The organism is Psychrobacter pygoscelis (assembly GCF_004335015.1).
Classification (GTDB): domain Bacteria; phylum Pseudomonadota; class Gammaproteobacteria; order Pseudomonadales; family Moraxellaceae; genus Psychrobacter; species Psychrobacter pygoscelis.
On sequence record NZ_RQRU01000003.1, the window covers coordinates 1 to 16,868 of the forward strand.

A 16,868-nucleotide genomic window follows, 5' to 3' on the forward strand; every position below is an offset into this window, starting at 1 on the left:
TGGCGCAGCGATTAAAGCGGGCGACACAGTAGATATCGGCACAGCAGATGGTGAGAACAACCTAGCTGTCGTGAAATCCGGCAACACCATCAAATACAGCCTGAAGAAGACGCTTGACTTAGGTGATGCAGGTAGCGTAACGACTGGCAATACAGTGACTAACAGTGCCGGTGTTACCGTTAATGACGGAGCTGGCAATAAGACAGTAACAGCAGCAAACGGTATGACGGTGATTGATGGTAATGACAATGGTGCTAGATATGATGCACAAGGTTTGACATTTATCAATACCTCGACAGGTGATACTTTATCAGGTGTGCCAAGTGTCACTAAAGACGGTATCAATGCTGGCAAAACCGTCATTAGAGACGTTGCAAGTGGTCTTGAAGGTAAGACACTGGATGCAATAAAAACCGAAGGCTCAAGCAGTGCGCAGTGGAGCAATGCCGCTACGGTAGGTGATCTGACTCAAGTACAGAGCAATGTGACTAATGTCAGCCATAACGTTACTAACGTGACTCAAGCTTTGGGTGGTCAAGATGACAGTTTGGTAGATAAGCAAGGCAACCTAACTAGAGAAGGTCAGAAAGCGTTAATTACCTATAATGTCGCTGATCAAGCTGAATACGTGAATAACTCCGTTATCGGAGCGATTAATAAGATGAATGAGGAAGGTATTAAGTTCATCCACGTTAATAACGAGAATCCTGGCACCGAAATACCTAAAGAAGGATCGAACAATATAGATTCAAGCGCTGGCGGTGCCTACAGTACAGCTATTGGTTATCAAGCTAAGGTCGGTTATCAAGCGGAGAACGGTATCGCCATTGGTAAAGGCTCGACGGTAACAGGCTCTGACAGTATCGCCATTGGTACAGGTAACGAGGTTACTGGGTCAGGATCTGGTGCTATCGGTGATCCATCAACCGTTAGTGGTAACAGTAGCTATTCAATAGGTAATGACAATAAGGTCAAATCAGATAACAGCTTTGTCCTTGGTAATAACGTCAGCAAAACAGCAAATAATTCGGTGAACCTTGGCGCGAAGTCAGCAGCTTATACCGAGGCTAATAAAGCAACGGCAGGTACCACCGAATATAAGCAAAGCAAGATTAATGGTGATACTTATAACTATGCAGGCGGAAACGCGGCAGGTGTAGTGACTGTTGGTGATGCAGGTAGCGAACGCCGTGTTCAAAATGTCGCAGCTGGTTTGATTAGCGCAGACAGTACTGATGCTATTAACGGCAGTCAGTTATATGGCACTAATAAAGCTATCGAGAAGCTAGCTAACAATATCTCATCTACCTCTGGTAATGTCAGCAAAGGTCTGAATATTGGTGATGGGTCATCTGCTAATAACTATCAGCTTGGTGAGACAGTTAATGTCACTGGTGATGATAATATCAGTACTCAGACAACGGCAGATGGGGTGAAGGTCTCGCTTAATGATAATATTTCTGTCCAGTCAGTCACTGCAGATGACGGTAAAGGTAACGTTACGACCCTAGATACTGCCGGTACTAGTGTTAAAGATGCAGCGGGTAATAGCAGCAACTATGGTGCTAAAGGCACGACAATAGCTGATGCAGATGGCAATCAAAATATTACTACTGCTAAAGGCGCTACTGTTAAAGATGCGGCGGGTAATAAGACCACCTCTACAGCTGAAGGCGTAACGGTCACTGATGGCGAAAACTCTGCCATATACAGCTCTAAAGGTATTACTTTTGCCAATAATAAAGGCAATGACAATGTGAATACTAATGGACCACAAGTGACAGTTGAGGGCATTAGCGCTGGTGACTATGCCGTGACCAACGTCGCACCAGGTAAGGTCAGCGAAGGCAGCACCGATGCTATCAATGGTGGTCAGCTGTACGAGACCAACCGCGCTATTACGCAGGTGGCTAATGGTGTCAACGAGCTTGGCTACAAGCTTGATGGTGTCAGAAAAGAGGCCAATGCGGGTATCTCATCAGCAATGGCGATGGCCTCTATGCCGCAAGCCTACTTACCAGGTAAGAGTATGATATCTGGTGGTATCGCAAGCTACAACGGCGAGGGCGCAGTGGCAGTCGGTGTCTCCAAGCTGTCTGACAATGGCCGCTGGGTATTTAAGATTAATGGTTCGGCCGATACCGAAGGCAATGCAGGTGCAGCTGCTGGTATAGGCATGCACTGGTAAGTTGGACGAGACTTTATCAGGCTAGTAGGACTGGGGAGTACTCCGGTACTACTAGCAGCTCTTATATTAGTTAATCAAGGAATAAAAATGAACAAGAATACCCAAACGACCAGTGTATTAAAATCTCTAGCGCTAGCAACGACACTTACGGGGCTACTACTAGGGACGGGCTGTACCAGCTCACTCAGTAGTAACATTAGTAGTGAAGGTCAAGTGGCTACCTCAGACTTAGTATTTCCTGAGTTGCAGCAAGCGTGGCAAAAAGATGGCCAGTTTCCTAACAGTGAGAACTTAAGTAAAATACGCCCAGGTGTCAGTAAGGATGATTTGTATCAGCTTATTGGCCGTCCACACTTTAGTGAAGCGCAACATGCTCGTGAGTGGGATTATATCTTTAAGTTCTATCAAGAAGACGAGTCAATTAAGGTTTGCCAATATAAGGTCATCTTTGATAAAGACTATATAGCTCAGCAGTTTTATTGGCAGCCTGCAGATTGTGCCAAGTATGCACAGATTGATAAGCCTAGCGAGTCGGCTCCAGTTGTCGTAGCGCCAGCTGTTAAAGAACAAATCAATTTGGCTGCAGACACGCTCTTTGATTTTGATCAATGGCAAACTGAGTACATGACAGCCAACGGGAGGCAGTCACTTAACGAGCTTGCGGCCGTGTTAAGACGCTATCAAAATCAAGGTAATAGCCAAGTTTCAGTGATAGGGTATACGGACCATTTAGGTGATGATGCTTATAACTTGGAGCTATCTAATCAGCGCGCGCAGACAGTGCGTCAGTATCTTATCTCTCAAGGTGTCGATGCCAGTACCATTACAGCAGCGGGAAGAGGTGAGGCCAATCCATTGGCGCAATGTTCAGAGGTGAAAGGTCAAGCGTTGATTGACTGTTTACAACCAAACCGCCGAGTAGAGGTCATCGTCAAGGTTTATGATCCTCAGTAAGCATTTACGCCCTAACTTATCATGACAGAAACTATCGTGATAAGAGTAGTACTCTCTATAGGTAAAAACCGTTGATGATAATCAGCGGTTTTTTTTATAGGTTGAGGGAATTTTAGATTAAAGTGCTAATTTTTAATCAATTAAAGATAAAAATTAATGTTTCTTAATAGCTGAGGTGATTTTGATTAAAAAATAGAATTTATTTTAAATAATAAGGCAATTTTTGAGGTAGTGGACTATTTTCATAAATTAACTCGGCTTATAATAGTTACAAAATAGTCAATATATTATTTGATATCTTTTGAATTAAGTGGCTGATAATTTTAAGCTTGTACTGTTTTTCAACCAGCGCCCACTTCTTAGAAATCTAAAGTTCCGGGACTATTTTACCCCCAATCAACTCAGAATTTATCCATGTTGAATGTCTTGAATCAGCGTCATAATCGTCGTTGGTTGATTTTTATTGTATTGAAATCATCTTGAAGCAGCTGTGTCTAATTAAGGCATGTTTTGATTCAGAATTGATGATGACTTTATGGGAAAAGGATTTTTTATGTCAGAATTACAACCCCGTAATAACCTTGATAGCCATATTCCGCATGATGGCAATGAATATCTGTTTACAGATACCTTCCCTAAGGGCACTGGCAAAGGACTGATTATCTTTGCTATAGCGGCCATTATCAGCGTTATTATATACAATGTACTGCCCTTTGATACTAACGCCAATAAAGGCTTGGCAATGTTAGTTTTCATTGGAGCGTTATGGTTAACTGAGGCCGTTCATGTCACTATTACGGCCATTTTAGTCATGATTATCGGTGTGGTGATTGGTATTCCTGATTTCGATACTACCAGCGCCCTTGCCAGTTTTTCTAATCCCATTATTTATATCTTTTTTGGTGGTTTTGCTCTTGCAGCAGCACTTCATGTGCAGCAGCTAGATCGTAAAATCGCTTTGAAGATTATCTCTTTATCAGGTGGTAGATTAGGCACGGCCGTGCTATTAATATTTTCGGCGACGGCTATCTTGTCGATGTGGATATCCAATACGGCTACAGCTGCTATGATGCTGCCGCTTGCCATCGGTATGCTGTCACAGGTTGACCGCGAAAACGACCGTGGTACCTTTGTATTCGTGCTACTTGGTATCGCTTACGCCGCAAGTCTTGGTGGTCTAGGGACCTTAGTAGGCTCACCGCCGAATGCCATTGCCGCAAAAGCACTTGATCTTACCTTTGTCGATTGGATGAAGTTCGGTATTCCAATGATGCTGGTTTTGACACCACTGCTCATCGGGGTGATGTATCTGGTATTGAGACCCAATCTTAAAGTACAAATCAATGTGGAGCATTCGGATGACATTCCTTGGACGCTACCTAGAATCCTAACCATCATTATTTTTATTCTTGCTGCTGGTTCGTGGATAATGAGTAAGAAAATCGGAGATGCTACCGGAATTGCTAGTATTGATTCGATTATTGCTTTAGCCGCTGCGGCTGCAGTGGTCAGTTTAGGCTTGGTATCTTGGAAGCAGGTCTCTGATAATACGGATTGGGGCGTGCTCATGCTATTCGGTGGAGGTATTGCACTATCCAACGTCCTTGAGCTATCAGGCGCTTCATTGGTAATGGGGGAGACTGTTGCTAGTTTGTTAGTCGCCGCTCCACTATTGCTGGTTATGATAGCTATCTCAGCGTTTATCATTTTCTTGACGGAGTTTGCTTCTAATACAGCGTCAGCAGCTTTATTAGTGCCAGTATTTATGGCGATTGCTCAGCATATGGGACTGCCTGAAGAAGTCTTAGTATTGATTATCGGGATTGGCGCTTCTTGTGCCTTTATGTTGCCTGTGGCCACTCCGCCTAATGCGATTGTCTATGGTACTGGTCTTATTAGACAAGCGGAGATGGTTAAGGTAGGTATCATTCTAAATATCGTGGCTACTATTGTTGTTGGTTGCTGGGCATATTTCTTTTTGATGTAATGCCGAGTTTGCTTATCAGTTGATTGGCATGATATTTATTACATAAAATCACCGTTTCTTCTTATCATATTTTGAGATGTTAACTGAGTCAGATACTAAAAGTATCTGGCTTTTTTTATGGTCAACCGCTGGCTAAGTCTGCAAAAAATTCATCACAGTACCGCTAAATCGGTTATTAGTAAACTTAAGTTTGTTATTTATTATGAGCTTGTATTAATTTCTGCAACTATTTGTTATAGTATTACAAAAAATTTGCAATATTATTATATTAAAGGGAATTAATATGTCTAAAAATTCATCAAATCATCAATTTGCGACCCCGCCACCAGACAATACTCGTGAGAGTCCGGATAATGACCCTTTTCCAAAAGGGACGCAAAAAGGTCTAATTATCCTAGCTGTCGCGGCTATTATCAGTATTATTATTTTTAATACCCTTCCTTTTGAGACTAATGTCAATAAAGGTCTGGCAGTGTTGGTCTTTATTGGGACATTATGGCTTACTGAAGCCGTGCATGTCACTATTACTGCTATCTTGGTCATAGTCATTGGGGTCGCTGTTGGTATTCCTGACTTCGATACAACCACGGCACTGGCTAGCTTCGCTAACCCAATTATCTATATCTTCTTTGGTGGCTTTGCTTTGGCAGCGGCATTAAACGTTCAGCAACTCGATAAGAAGATTGCTCTTAAGATTATCTCGCTATCAGGCGGCCGACTAAGCACGGCAGTGATCCTTATTTTTATCGCTACTGCCTTGCTATCCATGTGGATATCGAATACGGCTACGGCGGCCATGATGCTACCGCTTGCTATCGGCATGTTGTCACAAATCGATCGTGAAAAAGATCGGGGTACTTTCGTTTTTATCTTGCTTGGAATTGCTTATTCAGCGAATCTTGGTGGATTAGGAACGCTAGTGGGCTCACCGCCTAATGCTATCGCTGCCGAGGCTTTGGGCTTGACCTTCATCGACTGGATGAAGTTCGGTATTCCCATGATGTTAATATTGACGCCATTGCTATTAGCAGTCATGTATTTTGTCCTAAAACCCAACTTAAAACTGCGATTCAACCCATCACAATCAGAAGCTATCCCATGGACCACGCCGCGGATTCTGACGATCATTGTTTTCATATTAACGGCAGCGTCGTGGATTATGAGTAAAAAGCTCGGCGCGATGTTTGATATCTCCAAGATGGATTCTGTCATTGCTCTTAGTGCTGCCGCAGTCGTAGTCAGTGTCGGGCTAGTATCTTGGAAGCAAGTGTCGGACAATACTGACTGGGGCGTACTCATGCTATTCGGGGGCGGTATCGCCTTGTCCAATGTACTAAAGTTCTCAGGTGCCTCTTTGGTCATGGGCGAGACAGTTGCCAATGCCTTAATTAGTGCTCCACTAATATTGGTCATGTTAGCGATTGCCGCCTTTATTATTTTTTTAACGGAGTTTGCTTCCAATACCGCGTCAGCGGCCTTGCTAGTGCCAGTGTTTTTGGCTATTGCTGAACAAATGGGTCTACCGCATGAAGTGCTGGTGATGATTATCGGTATCGGTGCTTCTTGTGCCTTCATGCTACCAGTAGCCACGCCGCCAAATGCCATCGTCTATGGGACAGGGCTGATTAAACAGTCTGAGATGATCCGCGTAGGTATGGTTCTAAATATAGTGGCGATAGTGTTAGTCGGCTGCTGGGCTTATTTCTTTTTGTTATAACTAGGCCTGTCTCAATAGAGCAAAAGACTATACAACAAACCGCTGAGTTCATCAGCGGTTTTTATTTTATAGCGCTTAACAAGGCAAGCTGATAATAAAACCAAAATAACCTAAGCAAATATTATAGTTTAATTCACTTCAGTCATGATGAGTTAATTTGCCTCATTCAGCCAAACCCAACCATTCTCAAGCCAAACCATGACGGTAGCAAGCTCTATGCCATGATCCTCATTGCATAAGTCGGCTTGCGTTAACGACTCGCCATCCGCCAGCTGTCTGAGCAATGACGCCTCGGTGCAGCTAAGACCATCAAGACGTTGACCATTGGCAAATAAAGTACACTCGCCATCAATATTGCTATAGAGCAGTCGGCTACTATAATCAATATGGATCGTTGCCCCTTCTGCTAAAGCATGCGCTAATTCATCAGTATCGATAGTCTCTTCGGGGATTAGCAGATCGTATTGACGCTTACTCACAACTTCACTCACCGCTTGACGTATCAAATCATCGCCACGCTCAGAGGTTAGCATGTCGATTAGCTGGGCTTTGATTTGCTCAATACTATCAGCTTGTAGTTGACCTGAAGGCTGAAGAGATTGCTCAAGTAGCATGGGCACAAATAATGCCTGCTCACTGGTCGCCACATCAGCTAAGCTGTCGAGTATCTGCATTAGGTTAGGGCGACGAAAACCAAATGAGAAGGTCAAGCAGTTATCGACGGCCACCCCGTAATGGGATAATTTGGGCGGTACATACAGTACATCGCCAGCTTCTAATACGTCATCAAATATAATCTCGCCCATATCATCAAAGATTCGAATCGGCTCATTTGGAATAAACGCCGTAGTCTCATCGCAGTATTTGCCTAATTGCCAGCGTCTGCGGCCAAAGCCTTGCGCTAAAAAGACATCGTAGTCATCATAATGTTTGCCAACGGAGCCACCTTCAGGGGCAAAAGAAACCATAATATCATCACGTTGCCACTGCGGGATGAAGTCAAACGCTCGCCACAGCTGCCCCAGCTCCGGTGACCACTGCTCTAAGTTTTGCACCAGTACTGTCCAGTTGCTATAGTTCTTTGTGCCTTGACGGCTACTATTATTGGTCTGGGCAAGTAGCGGTGCAAAATCATCCTCATTCAGTGGTGTCTTTTTGACCGTCCACTGCGGCGTTGAGCCTTGCGAATTATTCGGCTTATTTATCAAGAGACGGGCAAGCGCTTCTTCATCTAAAGCTAAGCCCAAAATATCTTCAGGTTCGAACATGCCGATCAGCTGGGGCAGTCCTTGCTTAATCAGGAGGGGTTTTTTTTGCCAGTATTCAGCTAGAAACTGGGCGGGGGTTATGCTATCGGGTAAACAGAATTTTGGAGAAGTCATGGGTAAATCCGGATCGTTGGTCTATCAAGGTAGTTAGGTATTGTTAAGAATTCAGAAGTAGAATAAAAATAATAGGCAGCTTTAGAAAAACAGGTGAATGGTTTATGATTGCGTTAGCAACTGGCTTATAAAAATGAGCTGTTCAGTACGATACTTTTAATCCTATGGCGTTAATACCATACCCCTAATATTAGGAAATTTATGAAACCCTTTGCACTTATTATAATGCTTATCAGTACTTTATTTCTGCAGGCTTGCGTCCACAAGATAGTCACTGTTCCGGCCAAGGTAGCCTATAAAACCACCAAAGGTGTGGTCAAAGGAACTGTTGCCGTAGGTAAAGCCATCATTCCGGGTGGAGATGACGATGAAGGCGATGATAAAGGTAAAAAGAAGAAGTAGCACAAAGCGCTAACGACTCTAATTAACAATAAAGACAGGTTAGCAAGTCCGCGTTTATAAGAAGGCGGACATTGTCTTGCCTGCTATAAACCAATTGTAATATTAACTTGATCTAGCCAAGCGATATTATAACGCAGCAACCTTGTACAACCCTAATCAAATTCCCCTCTAGTAATAATGCATAAGATAGCATTGGATAAAAAGCTACAACCACCTCTTCAGTATACCCATGAAAAAGAGTAGTGACATTTTCTGACTATCCACAAATACGGCAACGAAGTTACTTAAAAGACAGCTAACAGAAACTAATTGTTCTAGAAAAAATTTAACAACAAGATGTTTGCTCCACAACTAACGAAGCACTCTTTTTAACGGCGTGAAGGTATAAAGGACAGCACTAATCAGGCCGCCTAACAATGCCAACGCCATGTCTTTATGAGCGTCCCACATATCGCCTTGTTGACCATTATAAGCTTCTGCATCCTCTGCAGATAAGGTCATCGCAATACCCCATTCAAACAACTCATAGAGCATGCTTGAAGCCATATTTAGTAGTAGCGTAATGGCGATAAGCTGACGCGGGGAGGGTAGGCGTAAGATAGCCTTTAAGCCATTGTACATCGCCGCGAATAACAGCAAGCCATAGCTAAAATGCACCAGCCTATCGTACATATTGCGCTGCCAGCCAAAGTAGTCGGTTAACTTGAAGCCCAATAGCGCATGCGACCAGTCATCATAAGGCACATATGAATACAGATAGCGCGCACCAATGATATGAATTAGCAAAAATAACATGGAGAGACTATAAGCATGGGTGCCAATAGATAAATAACGATAAGCCGTAAGCATCATCGCCATAAAAATCAAGGTACCAGCTTGATGCAAGAGGTAGCTTGACCATTCTAATGGCTCAATGCTGGCAAGCAGCATGACTATAATCACTACAAAAGAGCTAACTAGAACAGTTTTAGGCCATTTAAGCATGGTTTATGACTTCCAAAATGCTATTAGGTGAACACTACTTCCACGTTGTACTCTCACAGGCCTATCCTTAGCATTTATTAATAAAAAAAGCTAAGCGTCTTAAACAACGCTTAGCCAATGATAATAAATGAAACTTTTTAAGTAGCAAACGCTTACTTTTCGTTCAGGTTAGCGATATGCGTATCGATGGCGCGTGCTTGCTCAGCCGCGTTACCGGTATAAGTCGCTGGTGTCAGCTCGCGAAGGCGTGATTTAGCATCTTCAGCGACGGTATCTAGTTCGTTACCATCTACAAAAGTCAGCATGTCGTCACGAGTCATCGCTTGACCACGAGTCAAGGCTTTAAGCTTCTCGTAAGGATTCTCTACTCGGTAGCGACGCATCACAGTTTGGATAGGTTCAGCCAGTACTTCTTGAGCATTGTCTAAGTCGCTATCAAGACGAGCAGGATTCACTTCTAATTTACCAATTCCTTTTAGGCAGGCGTCAAAGGCAATCATACTTTGGGCCAGTCCCACACCGATATTACGTAGTACCGTCGAGTCGGATAGGTCACGCTGCATTCTTGAAATGGGCAATTTCTCGCCTAAGTGGGCAAGCATAGCGTTAGCAACACCTAGGTTGCCCTCGGAATTTTCAAAGTCAATTGGGTTTACTTTATGCGGCATGGTAGAAGAGCCAACTTCGCCCTCTTTTAGCTTTTGCTTAAAATAGCCTAAGCTAATGTACTGCCAAATATCACGGTTAAAATCGATCAATACAGTATTGAAGCGGCGCACGGCGTCAAATAGCTCAGCGATATAATCGTGCGGCTCAATCTGCGTAGTATATGGGTTAAAGGTCAGCCCTAAGCTTTGCGTGATGAACTGCTCTGCCACTTGTTGCCAGTCGATATCAGGGTAGGCTGAGTAGTGAGCATTATAGTTACCGACCGCGCCATTAATTTTACCTAGCAGCTCGACTTGTTTGATTTGTTTAATTTGCCGTGCTAGACGATAGGCGACATTGGCTATCTCTTTACCCAACGTAGTCGGGCTAGCAGTCTGACCGTGAGTACGTGACAGCATCGGCTGATCAGCATGGGTCTTGGCTAGAGTAACAAGGGCGTCGGTAACTTGCTGCATCTTATCGAGAACGATGGCACGGCTGTCTTTAAGCATCAGCGCATACGATAAATTGTTAATATCTTCTGAGGTACAAGCAAAATGGATGAACTCAAGGCTGTCCTCAAGCTTGGCATTACCACGGAATTTATCTTTGATGAAATACTCAACGGCTTTGACGTCATGATTGGTGGTTTTCTCAATATCTTTAATAGCCTGAGCATCCGCCTCACTAAAGTTGTCTACAATAGCGTCTAGAAAAGCTGTGGTCTCACTATCAAATGTGTCAAGCTCCGTAATCCCCGCATTTTTAGCTAGCATCTGTAACCAACGAATCTCAACGGTCACTCGAGCTTTAATTAGTCCGAACTCAGACAGATAGGGTCGTAAGCTATCAGCTTTACTCGCATAGCGGCCGTCGATAGGGGAGAGTGCGGTAAGAGGGGTCATAATAGTGCCTTAGGTATTGTGGGTTGAAATCAATAATGAGGTAAGCAGATCAATTTTAGGGCATTATTATAACAAGAGTTAGCATAAAATAGTGATGAGTAATAAAGTGTAAAGTAATTTACTAAAGTTTAGAAAGCTGTTATATTTCAAGTACAAAGCAAGCAAGCTAGATATTAGTTGGGCTTTATTATAATTTACGCATGTAAGGGATAATTATGAAAACACTGACTGGAATAGTGTTGTTAGGAGCGGCTTTAGCTTTATCAGCTTGTGGCGGTGATAGTGACAGTAGTGGTGATACTAACAGTTCGAGTTATAGAACCTTTGGTAAAGTGTTGCCTAAGACTACTTGCAAGGTTGATGGTGCATTGGTCGATGTGCCTGCAGAAGGTTGTGTGTTCTCACTGCAGTATCCCTCACAAGGAGAAGACGTCACTTATACTCAACGGTATCAATGTATAAAAGATAATAAGGTATCTGACGGTACGGTATACGGGTACTCACTAAGCTTTGGTAAATATTACTTTAGATGTGCAAGATAATTTAAAAGGAGAATTTTATGAAAACACTGACTGGAATAGTGTTGTTAGGAGCGGCTTTAGCTCTATCAGCTTGTGGCGGTGATAGTGACAGTAGTGGCAGTTCATCCACTTCATCGTTTAAGAGTACCATAGCAAATGGAAATCAGTACAGTTGCCCTTCAGAAGCGGCAATGAAAACATGTAAAACCGACTCTCAGTGTAAAGCTGATAAATGTACTTTAACTAAAAAAGTAACCACGCCTTCAGATACAACCACCACTACAGCATGTAAAATCTCAGGAAAAACGGTAACCGGCTACAATAATAAGAGCTGCAAATTTGTAAACAGTAAGGCTGATGCCAATATAATTATTACTTGTACATCAGGTCAAATGCAGCTTGATGGTAATGTCGGAAACTTTAACAGTTCAGGAGGTACTATATCATCAGGAACGCCTATTAACGATTATATACTACAATGTCCCTAGTTTTAATGAGTTTATTTATAGTTGATAACGTGCTGATACTCACTAGATAGTTGTTAGCGAATATGATGAAATAAATAACATCATGTTTGCTAAATTAAATAAAGGTGAAAAATTAAAGTATTGACTTCATAGTGAGCCAATACTTTTTTTTATAAATGAAACCTATTGAATATGAAAAATAAAATTATCCTACTCTCTTCTATCTTAGTTGCCTTTTTAGTAGGTTGTCTAACGACATTTATTGTTATGACTAAACGGCAGATGGATGAGGTTATGCAAGCCAAGCAGCAGTCAAGCTCAATGGCTCAGCCGTCCGTGCAAACCTCTGATGCTAATTCATCAACGACTATGACAGATAATAAAGCGCCTACAAGCAGTGACAACGTAGCATTACCCTCTATAGAGAATATTAATGCGTCCGGCGAAGCATCGATTAATGACTACTCAGAAGCGCAAGCGAAACAAATTATCGATAAGATGCCAGACTACGTCTTAGGCCAGTATGTCGATAAGTTTATGACCAAAGATGCTAGCAATGTCATCATCGATAAGCGCCGGTTTGCTGAGCGCGCGATTGAAGAGCTATATCAGCCTAATGACAATCAACGCTTGGTAGGGGAGGTTAGGCTGTCGTTGGATCCCACCATGCCAGCAGCTTCTGTGGACACATCCACTATTAATAAAGATGCTAAAATTTATGCGCATTTAGATACCAAAGGTCAAGTACCCGCCAGCCCGTTTGTATTTGTAAAGTGGGTCAATAATCAGACAGGTCAGGTGCTGCTATTTGAGAAAAAAGACATCGTCGCAGATAGCAATCAAAATTGGGTGAGCTTCAAGCCTTACGATGGCTGGCAGCCTAGTAGCTACGATATCCGCTTTTATCAATTCACCTCTGAGCTGCAGCCTGTCGCCCAGCTAACTTATAATATCTATAACGTCACTGAATAGAGCAAATTCTGATAGTAGCATTGCACAGTCTTATCGACTACGCCTCTGCCCATTCTAGGAACACAGTGTCGATCTTATTGCCTATCTCACAGTCAATGCTATTTCTAGCATTATGACTTTATACATTCAATCATCAAAAAAGTGCAACCGATTATGATCGATTGCACTTGATAGTTAAAGACGGTTACATGTATGGCAGAGCGTCTCTGCTAAGTAGCTTTATTTAGTTATAAAGGCCTAATTTAAAACACCATAGGCTACTAGAGCATCTGCTGCACGTTTAAATCCGACAATATTAGCACCAGCCATATAGTCGATACAAGGTGTGCTCTCAGCTTGCAGATGCTGAGTCGCGCGCGCTGCATCATCATGAATGTTCTTCATGATTTGTCTTAACTGAACGTCTAATTCTTCAAAGCTGCGATACTGGCGTACTGAGTTTTGTGACATCTCAAGACCTGATACTGCGACGCCGCCTGCATTAGCAGCCTTACCAGGGGCATAGTGTACGTGCTGCTCTCGAATATAGTCGATAGCAGCAATAGTCAATGGCATATTAGCACCCTCGACCACATACTTAATGCCATTAGCGACCATTTGCTCAGCTTCAGCGATGTCTACTTCATTTTGTGTGGCACAAGGCATGGCTATATCACCTTTTATTTGCCAAGGTTTTTCACCAGCAAGCCATTCGCCGCCAAACTCTTCTACATAATCTTTTAGAGGTTTACGCGCCGCTTTTTGATCTTTAAGCCAGTCAATTTTTTCTTGGGTAAAGCCTGCAGGATCATGCAAGGTCCCTTGCGAGTCAGATACAGTCAATACCGTGGCATCCAACATCAGCGCTTTTTCTGCCGCGTGCAATGCCACATTACCCGCACCTGAGATCAATACTCTTTTATCAGTGAAGGTCTCGTTTTGTGCGCTTAGCATATTTTCTAAGAAATATACTGCACCATAGCCCGTAGCTTCAGTACGGATTAAGCTACCGCCAAAGCCGACACCTTTACCGGTCAGTACGCCGCCATATTCATGCGTGAGGTTTTTGTACATAGCAAACATATAGCTGACCTCACGACCACCCACACCGATGTCGCCAGCTGGCACATCGATATCTTTTCCGATGTACTGATAAAGCTCACGAATGAAGGCATAACAGAAGCGGCGGATCTCATTATCTGATTTACCTTTAGGGTCAAAGTCAGAGCCACCTTTTGCACCGCCCATCGGTAGTCCGGTCAGTGCATTTTTAAAAATTTGTTCGAAGCCTAGGAACTTTAGGACAGATTCGTTTACGGTTGGGTGAAAACGTAGGCCACCCTTGTAAGGACCTATAGCATTACTAAACTGTACGCGCCAGCCTCGGTTTACTTGAATATTACCCTCATCATCCTCCCAGTTCACCCTAAAGCTAATCACACGGTCAGGTTCTGTCAAACGTTCAAATACTTTGAATTTGCTATAGTCTGAGTTGGCTTCATAAGCATCACTAATGGAGCTGGCCACTTCTTTTACTGCCTGAATAAATTCAGGTTGGTGCGGGTAGCGGTTTTCAAGGGATTGAATAACATCTTGCATGCTCATCGACACGGGTCCTTATTAAAACTATAAATAATGGCTTAATAAAATGAATATGAACCTTAATAATTTGACATTTTATAATCTCTAAAAAAATATGATTTAGGGCAAAAATGAGTATTGGTTCATAGGTATTTTACAGTTTTAAATAAAAATTCAATAGTAATTATTTGGAATTATTTAATAAAAAATTAGCTTTAATTCAGTATTTTTGCCTAAGTATAGTTAAAGTAATAAAAATTAATTATTTTATTTTAAATAAAAATTAATTAAAATTAAATAAAATACTGTTAAATAGATTTTTAAATAAAGGTTGAATAATTATATGATATTAATCAAAGGCTTGATTTAATAAGAGCTTACTAAAATGGAGGGCTGGTTAACAAGGGGAATTTTTTAACACAGCAAGATATGGTTAATCTAATTAAAGACCGCTGCATTGATGAATCATTGGCAAAAGTCTTTAGCCAGCAGTTGCGACTTTACGTTTCGCTAATACTTGGTCATTAAAACCAATTGCTAAGCTAATTTAAATAAAGCTATTTTTTAAGTTCAAATCATAAATATAAACTTTTATTTATTAAAACACTTGGGTAAAGTAGCAAAACGTTAGCTGCTATAGTAAGTTCGTTATAAAAATGATACAGCGGTACTGGGATGAATTTATCGTAGCCTCTGTCGGCGCGTCCGCAGCCAGCTAGTAAGGTGTATACCAGTGGCACATCATATTACGATGACTTTATTTTATTTAGACTCCATTATACCCCTAGTTCTTTAGCCTAAGATTAAGGAGCTAAGGGTAATTTGTTCTACTGATAAGTAGCTGATCAGAAGCGGTGGTGGCTAGGTTAGTCATTCATCGACCGCACAAATGACACCACCACCTAAGCACACTTCATCAATATAGAATACGGCCGATTGACCTGGGGTAACGGCGCGCTGGGGGTGGTCAAATACAGCTTTGATTTCTGATCCATCGTCATTCAAGGCTTTGACATAGCACAGCTGATCGGGTTGACGGTAACGGGTCTTGGCTGTGCAGTGCAGTCCTTGTTCAGTAAAGATGTCATTTGGCGCTTTGCGCGCGACCCAGTCAAGCTTGTAGGCTTTGAGTGACTGACTCATCATCATCGGGTGCTCATGACCTTGACCGACGATTAAACGATTATTATCCAGATCTTTTGCTAGCACAAACCATGGCTCATCAGGGCGGTCTTTGACACCGCCAATCCCGATACCGCCGCGCTGACCAAGCGTGTAGTACATCAAGCCGTCATGCTGACCTAAAGTTACGCCATCGTCGGTGACGATATCACCAGGCTGGGCAGGGAGATACTGCTGTAAGAAGTCCTTAAAGCGGCGCTCACCAATAAAGCAAATACCGGTAGAGTCTTTTTTCTTTGCGGTAATCAGGTCGTGCGCTTCTGCAATGTTACGCACTTCAGGTTTTTCTAATTCGCCGACGGGGAACAAGGTCTTGGCAATTTTGTCACCGCCCACGGCATGCAAAAAGTAGCTTTGGTCTTTATTGTTATCCAGACCACGAAGTAGCTGAGCCACTTTAATACCATCTTCGTTTATGTAGTCGAGGCTTCGGCGGGTGTAATGACCGGTAGCGATATAGTCAGCGCCTAGGGTCAAGGCGTAGTCTAAAAATGCCTTAAATTTGATCTCTTTATTACAAAGAATATCAGGATTGGGTGTGCGACCGGCTTGATATTCGGCTAAGAAATGCTCAAAGACACGGTCCCAGTATTCCATCGCAAAGTTAGCCGTATGTAGCTTGATGCCGATGTTGTCACATACCGCTTGAGCGTCAGCAAGGTCTGCCATTGCGGTACAATACTCGGTGCCATCGTCCTCCTCCCAATTTTTCATAAACAAGCCTTCGACGATGAAGCCAGCTTGTTGTAGTAGCACTGCCGAGACCGACGAGTCCACCCCACCCGACATACCGACAATGACGCGGGTACTGCTAGGGTTAGGGATATCGACCAAGCTTAAAGGCGGTAGAGAGTTAAGAGTAGAGGCTGCGGAGGTAAATAAGGAATCAGACATAAATAATTGGCGCTAAGCTGTGTTAAAATTCGAAGTCAATTATAACATTGATACGCTTAAGATAGCGCATTGAGATAGCGGTGTTATGGTATCTGATATGCTATC

At 42.7% G+C, this 16,868-nt stretch carries 13 protein-coding genes; 8 read left to right on the plus strand and 5 right to left on the minus strand.

Translation table 11 applies throughout. The features are described 5' to 3' along the window. The 4 genes from EGV92_RS08390 to EGV92_RS08405 form a co-directional block, all read left to right on the plus strand. The coding region (locus EGV92_RS08390; protein WP_207401769.1) for a YadA family autotransporter adhesin at nt 1–2,188 on the plus strand (2,188 nt) is incomplete at its 5' end. An 87-nt stretch (nt 2,189–2,275) separates the two neighbouring features. Next, on the plus strand, nt 2,276–3,142 hold the full coding sequence (locus tag EGV92_RS08395; RefSeq protein WP_131668815.1) for an OmpA family protein: 867 nt from the start codon (nt 2,276–2,278) through the stop codon (nt 3,140–3,142). 553 nt (nt 3,143–3,695) lie between these two features. Further along, entirely contained in the window at nt 3,696–5,129 is a 1,434-nt protein-coding gene (locus EGV92_RS08400; RefSeq protein WP_131668816.1) for an SLC13 family permease, read from the plus strand. Nucleotides 5,130–5,412: 283 nt separating this feature from the next. Continuing rightward, nucleotides 5,413–6,846 carry an SLC13 family permease gene (locus EGV92_RS08405; protein ID WP_131668817.1) on the plus strand — a complete coding sequence of 478 codons (1,434 nt, stop codon included), beginning with the start codon at nt 5,413–5,415 and terminating at the stop codon, nt 6,844–6,846. 152 nt (nt 6,847–6,998) lie between these two features. Here the strand turns inward: EGV92_RS08405 and EGV92_RS08410 are convergent, their stop codons facing one another. Then, on the minus strand, nt 6,999–8,228 hold the full coding sequence (locus tag EGV92_RS08410) for a cupin domain-containing protein (RefSeq protein ID WP_131668818.1): 1,230 nt from the start codon (nt 8,226–8,228) through the stop codon (nt 6,999–7,001). 201 nt (nt 8,229–8,429) lie between these two features. Here EGV92_RS08410 and EGV92_RS08415 point away from each other — a divergent pair, with 201 nt between their 5' ends. After that, a complete protein-coding gene (locus EGV92_RS08415; protein ID WP_131668819.1) occupies nt 8,430–8,630 on the plus strand; it encodes an NF038104 family lipoprotein in 201 nt (66 codons plus the stop codon). Between the two features lie 351 nt (nt 8,631–8,981). Here the strand turns inward: EGV92_RS08415 and EGV92_RS08420 are convergent, their stop codons facing one another. Continuing rightward, nucleotides 8,982–9,614, minus strand: coding sequence for a DUF2238 domain-containing protein (locus EGV92_RS08420; RefSeq protein WP_131668820.1), 633 nt, complete (start codon nt 9,612–9,614; stop codon nt 8,982–8,984). A 152-nt stretch (nt 9,615–9,766) separates the two neighbouring features. Next, nucleotides 9,767–11,167 (minus strand): adenylosuccinate lyase, encoded by a 1,401-nt coding sequence (gene purB / locus EGV92_RS08425; protein ID WP_131668821.1) that lies wholly within the window; start codon nt 11,165–11,167, stop codon nt 9,767–9,769. A gap of 215 nt (nt 11,168–11,382) precedes the next feature. Between purB and EGV92_RS08430 the strand changes: the two genes are divergently transcribed. The 3 genes from EGV92_RS08430 (at nt 11,383) to EGV92_RS08440 (ending at nt 13,127) form a co-directional block, all read left to right on the plus strand. Continuing rightward, nucleotides 11,383–11,709 carry a hypothetical protein gene (locus EGV92_RS08430; protein WP_131668822.1) on the plus strand — a complete coding sequence of 109 codons (327 nt, stop codon included), beginning with the start codon at nt 11,383–11,385 and terminating at the stop codon, nt 11,707–11,709. 17 nt (nt 11,710–11,726) lie between these two features. After that, entirely contained in the window at nt 11,727–12,176 is a 450-nt protein-coding gene (locus tag EGV92_RS08435; protein ID WP_131668823.1) for a hypothetical protein, read from the plus strand. 171 nt (nt 12,177–12,347) lie between these two features. After that, entirely contained in the window at nt 12,348–13,127 is a 780-nt protein-coding gene (locus EGV92_RS08440) for a hypothetical protein (protein WP_131668824.1), read from the plus strand. 237 nt (nt 13,128–13,364) lie between these two features. On the opposite strand, the gene gdhA is transcribed toward EGV92_RS08440, so the two are convergent. Then, the gene (gene gdhA, locus EGV92_RS08445) at nt 13,365–14,711 is read right to left on the minus strand and encodes an NADP-specific glutamate dehydrogenase (protein WP_131668825.1); all 1,347 of its coding nucleotides are present in this window, start codon (nt 14,709–14,711) and stop codon (nt 13,365–13,367) included. 846 nt (nt 14,712–15,557) lie between these two features. Continuing rightward, nucleotides 15,558–16,763 (minus strand): tRNA 2-thiouridine(34) synthase MnmA, encoded by a 1,206-nt coding sequence (gene mnmA, locus EGV92_RS08450; protein WP_131668826.1) that lies wholly within the window; start codon nt 16,761–16,763, stop codon nt 15,558–15,560. Between the last annotated feature and the right edge of the window lie 105 nt (nt 16,764–16,868).

Coding starts and splice junctions, on each gene's coding strand:
- purB (WP_131668821.1), bottom strand. CDS start 11,167: ATGACCCCTCTTACCGCACTCTCCCCTATCGACGGCCGCTATGCGAGT.
- EGV92_RS08415 (WP_131668819.1), top strand. CDS start 8,430: ATGAAACCCTTTGCACTTATTATAATGCTTATCAGTACTTTATTTCTG.
- EGV92_RS08435 (WP_131668823.1), top strand. CDS start 11,727: ATGAAAACACTGACTGGAATAGTGTTGTTAGGAGCGGCTTTAGCTCTA.
- EGV92_RS08430 (WP_131668822.1), top strand. CDS start 11,383: ATGAAAACACTGACTGGAATAGTGTTGTTAGGAGCGGCTTTAGCTTTA.
- EGV92_RS08395 (WP_131668815.1), top strand. CDS start 2,276: ATGAACAAGAATACCCAAACGACCAGTGTATTAAAATCTCTAGCGCTA.
- mnmA (WP_131668826.1), bottom strand. CDS start 16,763: ATGTCTGATTCCTTATTTACCTCCGCAGCCTCTACTCTTAACTCTCTA.
- EGV92_RS08440 (WP_131668824.1), top strand. CDS start 12,348: ATGAAAAATAAAATTATCCTACTCTCTTCTATCTTAGTTGCCTTTTTA.
- EGV92_RS08405 (WP_131668817.1), top strand. CDS start 5,413: ATGTCTAAAAATTCATCAAATCATCAATTTGCGACCCCGCCACCAGAC.
- EGV92_RS08400 (WP_131668816.1), top strand. CDS start 3,696: ATGTCAGAATTACAACCCCGTAATAACCTTGATAGCCATATTCCGCAT.
- EGV92_RS08410 (WP_131668818.1), bottom strand. CDS start 8,228: ATGACTTCTCCAAAATTCTGTTTACCCGATAGCATAACCCCCGCCCAG.
- gdhA (WP_131668825.1), bottom strand. CDS start 14,711: ATGAGCATGCAAGATGTTATTCAATCCCTTGAAAACCGCTACCCGCAC.
- EGV92_RS08420 (WP_131668820.1), bottom strand. CDS start 9,614: ATGCTTAAATGGCCTAAAACTGTTCTAGTTAGCTCTTTTGTAGTGATT.